Here is a 13,677-nt window from a genome sequence, read left to right on the forward strand (position 1 = left end):
ATTAACTTTCGACATTTTTTTATTATTCTAATATCTTTTTAAAAAAATAAAAAAGCCTAAAGCCTCTTTATTACTAGCTTTAAGCATATTTAGATAGTGCAAGAAAATTAAAAAGTTTCTTATAATAAAAAAATCAAACAAAAAAAATGAACATATTAATATGTTCATCCTTAATAAATGTGGAAATAAATTTCCACGTTACTGTGAAATTTATTTCCACATTACATATGAAATAAATTTCATATTATTTTAGTCCGTATTCAGTAATCTTATTGAATAGTTGTCTTCTGCTTATATCTAATTTTCTTGCTGCTTCAGTTATATTATAGTTACATTGTTCAAGTACTCTTTCAATATATTTCGCTTCAGTTTCCTTTCTTATAACTTTAAGTGGTTTTATATCTTCTATTTCTTTATCATAAGTTTTTTTATCCCCATGTTCAGGCAAATCACTTTCTTGTATAATACCTTTCTCAGATAGAACTAATAATCTCTCAACAATATTTTTTAACTCCCTTACATTACCTGGATACTCATAAGAAAGAAGAAAATCCATAACTTCTTTCTCTATTTCACATACATCCTTTTTAAGCTTAATTTTAAATTTTTCAAAGAAAAAATTTATCAAATCTGGGATATCTTCTTTTCTATCCCTTAAGGGAGGTATTTCTATTGTTATAGTACTTATTCTATAAAATAAATCTTCTCTAAATTCTCCATTAATTATTGACTTATGCAACTCCTTATTAGTAGCACAAATAAGTCTAAAGTCAACATCTATAGATTTATTACTTCCTATTCTTTCGATCTTTTTTTCTTCAATTGTTCTTAGTAGTTTAACCTGAGTACTTAAAGGTATATCTCCAGTTTCATCTAAAAACAAGGTACCTCCATGTGCTGCTTCAAATCTTCCTATTCTTTTATCAATGGCACCAGTAAATGCACCTTTTTCATGACCAAATAATTCCGATTCAAGTAAACTTTCTGAAAAAGCATGACAATTAACAGCTATAAAATGTTCATCCTTTCTGTCGCTACATTCATGTATATATTTTGCAAACACTTCTTTACCAACACCTGATTCTCCCAATATTAATATATTCACATTACTTTTTGCTGCTTTTTCAGCAATATTTATAATCTTCTTAAATTCCTTATTTTTAGTATTTAACATGAATTTTGAATGACCTTGTTTACTTCTCAATATTTGATTATCCTTTTCTATAAATACCAATCTCTTAAGCTTTTCTATCTCAATTAAGAGTTCTTCAGGATCATGACCTTTAATAAAATAAGTATAAGCTCCTTTTTTCATAGCTTCTACTGCATTTTTAATAGTTCCATAGCCCGTTACTATTATTACTTCTGTATCAGTATATTCTTTTTTAACATTTTTTAATAATTCAATTCCATCCATACCTTTCATAATTAAATCCGTTAAAACCAAATCATAACTTTTATTCTTCAGTTTTTCTAAAGCCTCTTCCCCACCACAAGTAACTTCGGTAATATAACCATTTTCCTCAAGTATCATCTGAAAAACTTCTCTATACTCTTTTTCATCATCTACAACAAGTATTTTAAAGATATTATTTTTTTTCATTAATATCATCTCCATCTAAAGGTAATGTGATATAAAATGTTGTACCTTCCTCTAGTTCACTTGAAACCCTTATTTCTCCTCCAAGCTTTTTAACTTCATTATATGTTACATATAACCCTAATCCAGTTCCTTTTCCTGGTACTTTTGTAGTAAAAAAAGGATTAAATATGTTTTCTAAATCTTCTTGTCTTATTCCACTTCCTGTATCAGAACATATAAATATCAATACATTATCTTTTTTATTGCATGCAACCTTAAACACCCCACCATTAGTCATAGCATCTATGGAATTAGATATTAAATTAATAAAAATATGTTTAAGTGATTCTTGATTAATATTGCATATAATTTTATCATCGCATTCAACTTCAACTCTAATATTCTGTTTTTCCATCACTTTATATTCTAATTTTATAATATTTACAATGAAATTTCGGATATTGACTTCTTCACGTTTATTACTAGATATCCTAGAAAAATTGAGTAAATTATCAATTATATCACTCGCCTTATTAACAGAAGATTCAATAACACTTATAGCTTTTTCAGTCTTTTCCTCATCTTTATTTTTATTCATTTTTAATATATAACTATAATTTCTAATAAGCCCAAGTGGATTTCTTATCTCATGTGCTACACCTGAGGCTAGTTGCCCTATGGCAGCCATTTTATTTGACTGTAAAAGTTGTCGCTCGCTAATTTTAACTTTAGTAATGTCTTTAATCATAACTAAAACTCTATCTATTGTCTTAATTTTATCCTCTAAAGGAAATGTACTCATTTCAAATATTCTATCCTTGTACTCAAACTCATTTTGCAAGCTTTTTCCTTCAATAAAAGTCTTATTAATAATAACTAAATTAATATCCATATATATATTCTGTGAAATATCTCTACAATTTTTACCTATAACTTCTTTTTTATTTTTCTTAATTAATTTACAAAAGGATTTATTAACATTAATAATATTATACTCTTTATTTAAAACTATCATTAGATGAGTCAACCCGTCAAAGGTAGTTTGAAGATCAGCTCTGCTAATATTAAGTTCTTCAGTCCTCTTTTCAACTTCTTCTTTTAAACGTTTGTTCCATGAATAAAATAGATAAGAAGCTAATAATATTATAGTTATGAATATTGAAATAATTAAAGTGATTTTTTCTGAAATGTTTTCTTTAATGAAGGGAGCAGATACACCAAACCATTTTTGATATATTTTAACCATTGTATTCTTTCTATTAAGATTATAAATTCCTTTATTTAATATTTCAAGAAGCATCTCCTCAGATTTAGGAACCGCAAGTATGCTCTCCTTCTCATAAATTGGCTTATCTAATATTTTAAAATGCTCTTTTAATCCAAGCTTTTCAACAAAATAGCTTATTACTGGTTCATCTCCTACAACTGCATCGACTTTTCCTTCTCTCAAGTGCAAAATCGCATTTTCATAATCAACTGTCAATTTATAATTAATATCACTTACCTTAGAGCTTAAAAACTCAACAACATAATCCCCACTTTGAGCTGCAATAGTTTTATCTTTTAAGTGTGTATAATTGACAATATCCTGTTCATCTTTTGATACTAATATAACTGCCTTTTGATTGTATATAGGATCAGAAAATAAATAATACTTTCCTCTATTTTCTGAAGGATACATATCACATATGTCCGTTTCACCTTTTTTTAAACTTTCCAAAGCTTGATCCCAAACTAAAGGTTTAAACTCTATTTCTGTACCCAATTCAATAGACAAGGCCCTTAAATAATCTACTACAATCCCTTTATACTGCTTACTTTCTTCATCTACATATCTAAGGGGCGGAGCATTTTGATCGGCTCCATAAATAATACTCCCATGTTTCTCTAGCCATTTTCTTTCTTCATTAGTTAATTTATGTGACTTTTGTAAATATTCAAATATACTTGCATCATATTCAATTTTTAGATAAACATCAAGAAATATGGTTGTAAATAATATTAATATTATTGTTACAAATATTGATTTTCTCTTCATATATCCCTCCTGTTATTTAGCACATATTTTAAATTTTCAGCTTACAGGATATATTATTCCTTCACTTTTATAAAATTAAATATTATTCTAAAATTTAATTATCGTTATTATACCACTTTATTAGATAGCTGCCTATTTCATATTTTGGCAATTAACAGTTTTAGTCGTTAAAAACCCTTGGTTAATTATTAACCAAGGGTTTTGCGGGATTATTTTAAAGCTGATATCTTTTTAAGATTTCCTCTTATTTCATTTCTCAATTTTGTCATCTCTTTAAATTTATAGAAGAATAACATCTTCTGCTCTTTAACAGAATTACCTTTCGGCTTGTCCTGTATAACGAATTCAGTAAAGCTTTCAGCAATATCTTCTACGGGATTAGTTATTGCATAGTCTGAAACAAAATCATTTTTATATTTATCATAGAAATTCATCATTGCATCTTCTGATTCTTGTGCTTTTTCCCATTCACTATTTATATTTTTCCAAAACTTATTATAATATCTATTTAAATAGGATTTCTCCTTTGTTGTCCCCTCATATATCGTAAATGTCTTACTTTTCTCATCTCTTTCTTTTTTCATTTGAGAATTATTTAAAGTTAATATATGAGCAAACTCATGAATAATAGAATGATTTAAGTCAACATTATCTAGTTTGCCATCTTCTTTAAATGCATCTTTTTTATCTATAGCCATAGCCCATTTTTCACCTTTTTCATCTACTCCATAAACATAAGCTAATGTTCCATCTTTACCATCCGAGTTTATATTAAAGTTTGCAATTCTATTTATATAAGATTTAGGCACAAGTCTCTTTACTCTTTGCCAAATTAATTGATATTTTTCCATATCTTCTTGTGAAAGCTTTTCAGTTTTTTCTTCTTTATTAATTTCAATCTTACCATTTACAACATTAAATGCTGCAAATAACTCTTCATTTTCACCTTCAGGAGACATTGTTTCAGTATCATAACCTTTTTCACTTAGAATTTGTTCAATTTCATTCCAAAGCTTATCTGCCTCTTCATAGTTTTCTTCATTTTCAGCGTTAGTCCCTTGCTCATAAAGCTTTAATAATTCTTCATATAAATCCGAACCTATTTCATCCTTAATCCCTTGTAAAAATTCACCGAAATAGTCTTGTCCATCTTCTTCTCCATTTTGTAGTTGATCATTATCTGTTAATTGGATGCCTTTGCTTTCTGCAATATTCTCTAATATACTTTCAAATTCACTCCATGCTTTTACAGATTTAAGTTCATATTCTGCAGCAGTCTCATAAAGTTTTTTAAGTTTTTCTATTTCCTCACTATCAAAATATTTAATATCCTCCCCTATAAACTCATCAAATGATATACTTTCATAGTTCTCTTCAAAATTTGCTTCAGTATCACAATCTTGTTCAAGCTTATTATTTTTCTCTTTAGCTATATTATATACATTATTAATATATTGTTTATCACTTGTAATTTCTTTTGACTGTGTGGATATTCCTAATGTTCCCAAACCAATTCCTAATGTTAAAATTGCTGCTATAAATGCTTTATTTCTCATATAATCACCTCGTATTAGTTTATGATTATATAATAAGACAAGCTTGTGTACTTTTTGTGTTCTTTTTATGTATTAAATGAATATATTTCAATAAAAAAATTGTAGCTTTATTCCTTAGAGTTTATTTGTAATATAACACCATGAATAAAACCTCCCTAAATATTAATACTATGTACATACTCAATATTAATCAAGAGAGGAGAATTTTTTATGGATAAGATTCAAATGAGTAAAGATCAAGTAAGTAGATTACAAAGTAAAGTAGATACAAACCCTAACGCTTCAGAAAGTGAAAAAGAAAATCTAAAGAAAGTACAAAGTAAAGCAGACAAAAGTTATTGGAAAAATATAAAATAGTATAAAAAAAAGGCACTAGAGTGCCTTTTTTCATTTAACTATCAGGTTTCCAACAACCATAGCAACTATCTGTACAACATTTATTATCATCAAATTCTTAACAGCTAAAGCGAATGTATCTTTTTTTGTTTGCTTTTCATAAAATAATTTAATATTCTTATTTACTAAAATAAATGTCAGTAGTGTTATTACACAGACAATAGGTACTATCTTCAAAACAATCATAATAATTATATCAATATATACAATATAGTATAATACCTTATATAAGTTAAGAGCTTTATCTTTACCTATATATATAGGTAATGTATAACGCTCATTTTCTTTATCATCCTCAATATCACAAATATTATTTGCAAGCATAATATTTGCAATACAATTCACTGTAGGTATAGCGAACATAAATATATAAATTAATTCTATAAGATTTATATTGATGCTTAACATACTATTACTATAGGAAAAAAGAACTAAACTATTCCCAACATGTATATATATTGATAAGAATACAATTATAAATCCCATTAATAGACCTGAGATAATCTCACCTAAAGGAGTTCTTGATATCGGTATAGGTCCAAAGGAATAACAAATGCCTCCTAGAAATGATACCATTCCTAAAAGTAAAACTACAATATTTGTGTTTAAAAACAATAATGTTCCAAATATAGTTGCCGCTATCAAAAGGGACAGTATAACTCCAATAACAGTTCCTTCTTTTAAATTATCTTTAACAATGGCATTATGTGTTTCATAATTATATCCATGAGTTTTTTTAGCTCTCTTATAATCATAGTAATTATTGATAGCTGTTGTAGCCATATCAAATGTTATTAGTGACATAAACATAAGTATAAAATTCTTAAAATTAAATTGATTATAGTGATATAGCGCATAAATATTTCCTAGTAAAAATGGAATGCAACTTGCCAGCTTCGTCTGAATTTCTACTAATTTTAAAAAACTACTCAATGACATTCCTTTTTTCCTCCATCTTTATATTAATCTTCTGTTTTAAGTTTGTATTTGTTTTTAGGTCTACCAACTTTGCCATACTCCATCTCAACCTCAAGCTTTTTTTCTTTTTCTAAATAATCTAAATACCTTCTTGCAGTAATTCTAGAAACTCCAATATTCTCAGCGATTTGCTGGGCTGTAAAATTTTCATCACCCATATCATATATACCTTCTAATACCTTCTCATAAGTACGCTGGTTAAATCCTTTCATATCACTAATATCATCTATCTGTTCTGACTCAAAATTCTTCTCTTTAAATATATATCTATCAATAGTCTCTTGCTCAATATTCTCATTATCTTCAAAGCTGCACTTTCTATTTTTAAATTGAATAAGCGATTCCTTGAATCTTTTGAAAACAAAAGGCTTCACAAGATAGTCAACAACTCCATATCTAAATGCTTCCTCAACAGTTTCGGTATTACGATCAGCTGTAATCAAAATAGCATCACATTTAATATTCTCTGAACGTACCCATCTTAATAAATCTGTTCCTTTCCCTTGTGGAAAGAAAATATCTAATAGTAATAAATCAGGTTTATATATTAATATTGCATCTTTTGCCTTCTCTATGGAATTTACAATCCCGCTTAATTCAAAGCCTTCTACTTTTTTCAAAAACCTCTCATTGATCATACTTACCATTGGGTCATCTTCAACTATAAGCACCTTAATCATTAAATTAACTCCTTTCCATAGGTATAAATATATCCCATACAGTTCCATTATCTTGGGAAATATCTATACTCCCTTCAGCATAATCTACTATCTGTTTTATAATATTTAGACCAAACCCCCTGCTTCCTGATTTAGTAGTAAACCCTCTTTCGAATATTTTATCTCTTATACCTTTAGAAATACCAGGACCATTATCCTTGACTCTTATGTGCAATCCCTCTTCATCAGAATTTAATTTCACAAATATTTTGCCATTCTCATACTTTACTAATTCATCTATTGAATTCTCAATTAAATTACCAATTATTGAACAAATCTCATCTGCTGTTACACTATCTGGAATCTTTTCCATGTTAGAATTTGGATCAATCGCCATAGATATCTTAGCTTCTGTTGCCTTATTATATTTAGCAAGCAACAATCCCGCTATATGAACATTACTTATTTTCTTATTTAATATATTAGAAACATCTTGTCTTTCATGAGATATATCAGAGATATATTCAATAGCCTCATCGTATTCCTCAAGTTGAATAAGTCCTGAAATAGTGTGCAACTTATTCATAAACTCATGGTTTTGAGCTCTTAGAGCACAGGTCATTTTTCTTGCTCCAGTTAGTTCCTCTGCCATATGTTTAACTTCTGTTAAATCATTAAAACTTGAAACTACGCCTATTATCTCATCCTTATGGTTTGTGAGAATAGTATGACTAGACACAAGGGTTTTGTTATGTCCAACTTTTATTTCCTGATTATATATTGGAATCCTTTTTCTTAAAACCTCCACCATACTATCAGTATAATTTTTACTTAGTATGGAAATATCTTTCCCTAAATCATCATCATTAAGTGCTAGAATTTTCTTTGCAGCTTTGTTGATAAATATTATCTTTCCATCATTATCTATAGCTAAAATTCCATCTTTTAAACTCTGTAATACCAAGTTTCTTTGTCCAAGTAAAAGTGCGATTTCCTTTGGTTCTAATCCAAATATGGTCTTCTTTATTGAATTTGATAGTATTGCTGCACTTATTATTCCAATTATGATACCAACCACTATGGTTATCTTGAAAAAGAACATCTGAGTTCTCAGTTCCTGGTATACAGTATCTGTTAAAAGTCCTACAACAACAGCACCTACCTGCTCTCCCTCATAATTTATTGGTACATAAGCCCTTATTGCTGTAATCAATTTATTCCTATCTTTAGAAACATAGGATTCGCCCTCTTTTAATACCCTTTCTTCTCCACCATCATTATATTTTTTACCAAGGGTATTCCCATATGGATATGAATACTTAATACCTTCCATATCCATGACTATGATATATTGAAATCTTGTTTTGTCACTAAAGTCATCTATTGTATTCTGAACAACCTCATAGTCATTAGTGGTGGCTAGAGTTTTTTCAATTATATCCATTGAGGAAATGGTCACTGCTAAATCCATTGCATTATTCCCCATCTGCTCTTCCAAAGACACTTGCATATGATGATAAGTAACACATCCAATGGTTCCAATCACCAAAATCATTATAGCGCTAAAAAATATCATCAATCTATTTTGTAATTTCAATAATCATCCCCCTCAATCATAGCATTACTAAGTGCATCTTCTATAGCCTGAATAAGTCCCTTACTGGTATATGTTGCTCCAGTTACCACATCAACCTTGGTGCTATTAGCTTTTATTACTTCTTTAGGAATCTCTTCATACACAATTTTACTTAACAAAGGAATCTCTTGATCTTCTATAATCTCAATAGCTTTGATTTCGTATTCATCTGTTGTAATTTCCACCCTAATTTCATCAATATGTCCTTGCCCAGTCCCCTCATATTTACCTTCTTTATAAATTATCTTTTTATCCCCACAAGAAGTCAATTGAATGGCTATTCCCATAGTCAAACATAACGTTAAAAGTTTTTTCACCTAACTCCCCCTCCTCTATCTCCAAGGAAAACAAATATTTTCAATCACATCAATAGTTATGAATATTACTAATCCTATAAAACTTAAAATCAAGATACCAGAATACATCTGAATATAATTAACCCTCATCCATGAGTCCATAATAAAATATCCCATACCATATTCCGTTCCAAAGTTTTCAGTAAAGAATAAAACTGATATTGAAGTTCCTATTCCAATCCTTAATGAAGTTAAAATCCCTGGAACTATTCCTGGAAGAATGATTTCTCTTATTATTTCAACATTATTAGCTCCCACAGAATACATGGGATAAAAAACTTCTTCAGGAATATTCTTAACCTCATCTCTTATACTCACTACAATCTGAAAAAAAGTAATTAAGAAAATCATAAATATCTTAGTTAAATCCCCTAATCCAAACATAAGCATAACTATTGGAAGTAAAGCTATTTTTGGAATTGGATAATTAAAATATATAATAGGTGAAAGAATTGAATCAATATTTTTGAAATACCCCATTAATACTCCAATTAACGTTCCTAGTGTTACTGATAAACTCAATCCTATTATAATTCTTCTCAAACTATGTAAAGCATGAATTGCTATATGGCTCCGAAAAGTTGTGAAAATATTTATCATTATCTTTGTTGGTGGTGGGAGTATAGGACTTTTCATAATCATTCCAACTATTTGCCATATAGCAAAAATCAAAAGAAGTGCTAAAATAAAATTAGTTATTTTATTTTCTCTAATTCTCATCCTATTCTCTCTCCTTTGAGAGTATTTTTTAGTCTAATATTCATATCAATAAATTCCTTATTAAATTCAACATTACTTTTCCCAAATAGAGGATTATCTATAACCTCAACAACCTTTCCAGGGGTTGATGAAAGCACCACTATTTTCTGCCCTAGATAAATGGCTTCTCTTATATCATGAGTTACTAATAAGGTTGTAACCTTGTATTCCTTCCACACCTGTAAAAATAGTTCTTGTACTTCTTCCCTAATCATAGCATCTAACGAGGAAAACGGCTCATCCATTAAGAGCAAGTTAGGTTTCAACAATAAAGCCCTTGCAATTGAAACTCTCTGCATCTGTCCCCCACTCAGTTGAGTAGGATACCTTTTCACTAACTTATCAATATCTAATTCCTTTAATATTCTCCTATAGAAATCTTTATCGATACTTTTTTTACCATCTTTAATCTTAGCCGATAAAAATACATTTTCTTCTACACTCTTCCATTTAACCAATCCGTAATTCTGAGGTATGAAGCCAATTCTATGACTCTTAGGATTTACTTCATTTCCATCTATTAGAACCTGTCCTTCATCCCCTTTAAGAATTCCTGCTAATACCTTTAACAAAGTGGATTTACCACATCCTGATGCTCCAATAACAACACATATTTCGCCTTCTTCCACTGACAAATCCACAGTTTCTATAGCCTTAATATGTTTGTCCTTGTTTTTATAAGAAACACTTAAATTATTAACTTCGATCATTAGCTTATCACCTATTTTTTATTTATTTCCGCCCCATTCATCATATAAATCACTCTCAATATTTAAACTTGAAAGAATTCTTCCAACTGTTATGTTAACAAGCTCCTCAATAGTTTTAGGTTTCTGATAAAAAGCAGGCATAGGAGGTAACATAGTAACATTCATATCACTCAAGAAAAGCATATTCTTAAGGTGAATTGAATTAAATGGTGTTTCCCTAGGAACAAGAATTAAATTTCTCTTCTCCTTTATCATAACATCAGCAGCCCTTATCAATAAGTTATCCGTAACTCCACAACTGATTTTTGAAAGAGTTCCCATAGAGCATGGAACAATTACCATTCCATCAGTTCTAAATGATCCACTAGCTATTGAGGAGAACATATCATCAATATCACATACTATTAAATTGCCTTTATACTCTTTTACATTATATATCCACTCTTCAAAATTAACTTCAATTTCATATTCTAAAACTTTTCTTCCGTTATCTGTAATAACCAAGTGAACTTCATTTCCTTGCTTTAACAATTCTTCTACAAGTCTAACTCCGTAAATGCTCCCACTTGCTCCTGTAATTCCTATAATATATTTTTTCAAAAATTTCACCTCATAATTATGTCAAAATAAATAGAATGTAATTTTGTAACCATCTTACATATCAAACAGCCTTGAACCATTGGCTGTTTGATATGAATATGATAACAAAATTTAATTCATTCTATATAAAAACATCTATCATTGTAAAAATAAATATCAAAACACTCACAACCTGATTGATATTGTAAGATGCAATCTTCATCTTCTTTTCATTTGATGGAGAAACCATATAATGCTCCAATACTAATAACCCTGCACTGATTATAATTCCTACTAGATATATCCACCCTAAACCCATGATAAAATACAAACTAATCAGTAATAAAATCATGATAAAATGAAACCCTCTAGATATGTACAAAGCTCCTTTTAATCCAAATCTTGCTGGTATTGAGAATAATCCTGACTCTCTATCAAACTGAATATCTTGAGTTCCATAGATTATATCAAACCCAGCAACCCATAACATCACAACTGCACCTAAAATAAGTGGTGCTAATGCAAACTTTCCTGTTACTGCAAGCCAAGCACCAACAGGTGCTCCCCCACAGGCAATTCCAAGCACAACATGACATGCCCAAGTAAACCTTTTAGTGTAGGAGTAAATTATAAATAGAAAAAGCGCTACTGGTGATAATAAAAAACATAGAGTATTTAACTTGTATGCTGCTAAAATAAAAATTGAAAAACACAATACTACTATTCCCCATACTTCGTATTCCTTTACAATACCCTTTGGCAGATGCCTATTAGCTGTCCTTGGGTTTTTCTTATCAATATCTTTATCCACTATTCTATTTAGAGCATTAGCTCCATTTCTTGCTCCAACTAAAGCAATTAATATCCAAAATACAGTATGAAATGACGGTAATCCTCCTGCTGCCCATATCATTCCAATTAATGCGAAAGGCAGTGAAAATAAAGTATGGGAGAACATAACTACTTCTCCGTATTTTTTAATCTTCTCTAATACCATATTCTTTCCACCTCTTATCAACTAAATCTTTAATCTCTTCACTCATTTCTATATCATCTGGCCACTCTCTTGTATGTCCTTCTGACGGCCATTTTTTTGTAGCATCAATTCCTAGTCTATGTCCATAATATGCTGTGTTTGATGCATGATCTAACGCATCCAAAGGACCTTCAGAGATTACTAAATCTCTTTTTGCATCTATATTATTAAATATCTTCCATGCTACAGTTGATAAATCCTGTGGTTTTATATTCTCGTCCACAACTATTATCATCTTAGTGTACATCATTTGTCCCATACCCCAAAGTGCGTTCATGATCTTTTGAGCATGCTTTGGATAAGCTTTTTTTATAGAAACAATTACACAATTATGAAATACCCCTTCTAGTGGGAAATTCATATCCACTATTTCAGGACATTGAACCTTAATCAATGGTAGGAATACTCTTTCAGTTACTTTTCCTAAATAGCAATCCTCCATTGGTGGTTTTCCTACAATCGTTGTTGGATATATTGGATTCTTCTTTCTAGTGATTTTTTCTATATGAAAAACTGGATACATATCAGCAAGGGAATAATAACCAGTATGATCACCAAAAGGACCTTCTAATCTCATTTCATCAAGATCAACATATCCTTCAAGTATGAATTCTGAATTGGCAGGAACATAAATATCATTTGTAACACACTTAACCATATCCACAGGTGACTTTCTTAGAAAACCAGCAAAGATCATCTCATCTATCATCTTTGGAAGTGGCGCTGTGGCAGAATAAATAGTAGCAGGATCACATCCTAATGCTACTGAAACAGGCATTCTCTTTCCTGATTTTCTATACTTTTCATAGATTTCTCTACCATCTTTATGTAAATGCCAATGCATCCCTGTTGTTTTCTCATCGTATACCTGAAGTCTATACATTCCAACATTTTGCTGCCCTGTTTCTGGATCCTTTGTTATCACAAGTGGAAGAGTAATATATTTTCCACCATCCTCTGGCCAGCATTGCAAAATTGGAAGTTTAGTTAAATCCGGTTCCTCTATTACTTCTTGACAAGCTCCCTTCTTCACCTTTTTAGGGAAAACCCTTGCCAACCAAGCCAATTTAGGAATAGATTTAACCTTATTTATCAACGTAGCATAATTACTAATATCCATGAAATCTAATATAGTATCAGCAATCTCATCAAGTTCTTCTACCTCAAGTCCAAGATTCATTCTCTCATATGTTCCTAATGAATTAATTAATACTGGATAATCAGAACCTTTTACATTCTTAAACAACAATGCCTTACCATACTTCTTAGATACCCTATCAGTTATTTCCGTAATCTCAAGATTGCTATCCACTTCTACTTCAATCTCATGTAGTAGATTTTTTTTTCTTAAAACCTCTATGAAGTCATGCATATCTTTATACGCCATTATTC

The 13,677-nt window shown here is 29.8% G+C and carries 13 protein-coding genes; 1 reads left to right on the plus strand and 12 read right to left on the minus strand.

The annotated features are described in order from the left end of the window. Positions 1–244: 244 nt before the first annotated feature. The 3 genes from KDK92_RS18105 to KDK92_RS18115 form a co-directional block, all read right to left on the minus strand. Positions 245–1,603 (minus strand): sigma-54-dependent transcriptional regulator, encoded by a 1,359-nt coding sequence (locus KDK92_RS18105; protein WP_250860798.1) that lies wholly within the window; start codon positions 1,601–1,603, stop codon positions 245–247. Then, positions 1,590–3,620: a transporter substrate-binding domain-containing protein gene (locus KDK92_RS18110; protein ID WP_250860799.1), complete on the minus strand. Its 2,031-nt coding sequence runs from the start codon at positions 3,618–3,620 to the stop codon at positions 1,590–1,592. The genes KDK92_RS18105 and KDK92_RS18110 overlap by 14 nt, the downstream gene beginning before the upstream one ends. Before the next feature lie 209 nt (positions 3,621–3,829). Further along, on the minus strand, positions 3,830–5,176 hold the full coding sequence (locus KDK92_RS18115) for a hypothetical protein (RefSeq protein WP_250860800.1): 1,347 nt from the start codon (positions 5,174–5,176) through the stop codon (positions 3,830–3,832). Between the two features lie 210 nt (positions 5,177–5,386). Here KDK92_RS18115 and KDK92_RS18120 point away from each other — a divergent pair, with 210 nt between their 5' ends. Beyond that, the gene (locus KDK92_RS18120; protein WP_250860801.1) at positions 5,387–5,533 is read left to right on the plus strand and encodes a hypothetical protein; all 147 of its coding nucleotides are present in this window, start codon (positions 5,387–5,389) and stop codon (positions 5,531–5,533) included. 30 nt (positions 5,534–5,563) lie between these two features. Here the strand turns inward: KDK92_RS18120 and KDK92_RS18125 are convergent, their stop codons facing one another. The 9 genes from KDK92_RS18125 to KDK92_RS18165 form a co-directional block, all read right to left on the minus strand. Further along, positions 5,564–6,511 carry a 1,4-dihydroxy-2-naphthoate polyprenyltransferase gene (locus tag KDK92_RS18125; protein WP_250860802.1) on the minus strand — a complete coding sequence of 316 codons (948 nt, stop codon included), beginning with the start codon at positions 6,509–6,511 and terminating at the stop codon, positions 5,564–5,566. Positions 6,512–6,534: 23 nt separating this feature from the next. Then, positions 6,535–7,230 carry a response regulator gene (locus KDK92_RS18130; protein ID WP_250860803.1) on the minus strand — a complete coding sequence of 232 codons (696 nt, stop codon included), beginning with the start codon at positions 7,228–7,230 and terminating at the stop codon, positions 6,535–6,537. Between the two features lie 4 nt (positions 7,231–7,234). Next, on the minus strand, positions 7,235–8,806 hold the full coding sequence (locus tag KDK92_RS18135) for an ATP-binding protein (RefSeq protein ID WP_250860804.1): 1,572 nt from the start codon (positions 8,804–8,806) through the stop codon (positions 7,235–7,237). Further along, positions 8,803–9,162: an FMN-binding protein gene (locus KDK92_RS18140; protein WP_250860805.1), complete on the minus strand. Its 360-nt coding sequence runs from the start codon at positions 9,160–9,162 to the stop codon at positions 8,803–8,805. The genes KDK92_RS18135 and KDK92_RS18140 overlap by 4 nt, the downstream gene beginning before the upstream one ends. Before the next feature lie 15 nt (positions 9,163–9,177). After that, complete coding sequence (locus tag KDK92_RS18145; protein ID WP_250860806.1) at positions 9,178–9,921, minus strand: ABC transporter permease; 744 nt, start codon at positions 9,919–9,921, stop codon at positions 9,178–9,180. Then, entirely contained in the window at positions 9,918–10,670 is a 753-nt protein-coding gene (locus KDK92_RS18150) for an ABC transporter ATP-binding protein (RefSeq protein WP_250860807.1), read from the minus strand. The genes KDK92_RS18145 and KDK92_RS18150 overlap by 4 nt, the downstream gene beginning before the upstream one ends. A gap of 18 nt (positions 10,671–10,688) precedes the next feature. Continuing rightward, positions 10,689–11,270, minus strand: coding sequence for a UbiX family flavin prenyltransferase (locus KDK92_RS18155; RefSeq protein WP_250860808.1), 582 nt, complete (start codon positions 11,268–11,270; stop codon positions 10,689–10,691). Between the two features lie 121 nt (positions 11,271–11,391). After that, entirely contained in the window at positions 11,392–12,246 is an 855-nt protein-coding gene (locus tag KDK92_RS18160) for a UbiA-like polyprenyltransferase (RefSeq protein WP_250860809.1), read from the minus strand. Further along, positions 12,227–13,672, minus strand: a complete 1,446-nt coding sequence (locus tag KDK92_RS18165) for a menaquinone biosynthesis decarboxylase (protein WP_250860810.1) — start codon at positions 13,670–13,672, stop codon at positions 12,227–12,229. The genes KDK92_RS18160 and KDK92_RS18165 overlap by 20 nt, the downstream gene beginning before the upstream one ends. Positions 13,673–13,677: the final 5 nt, after the last annotated feature.

This window comes from Oceanirhabdus seepicola (genome assembly GCF_023684385.1).
In the GTDB taxonomy this organism is placed as follows: Bacteria; Bacillota; Clostridia; order Clostridiales; family Clostridiaceae; genus Oceanirhabdus; species Oceanirhabdus seepicola.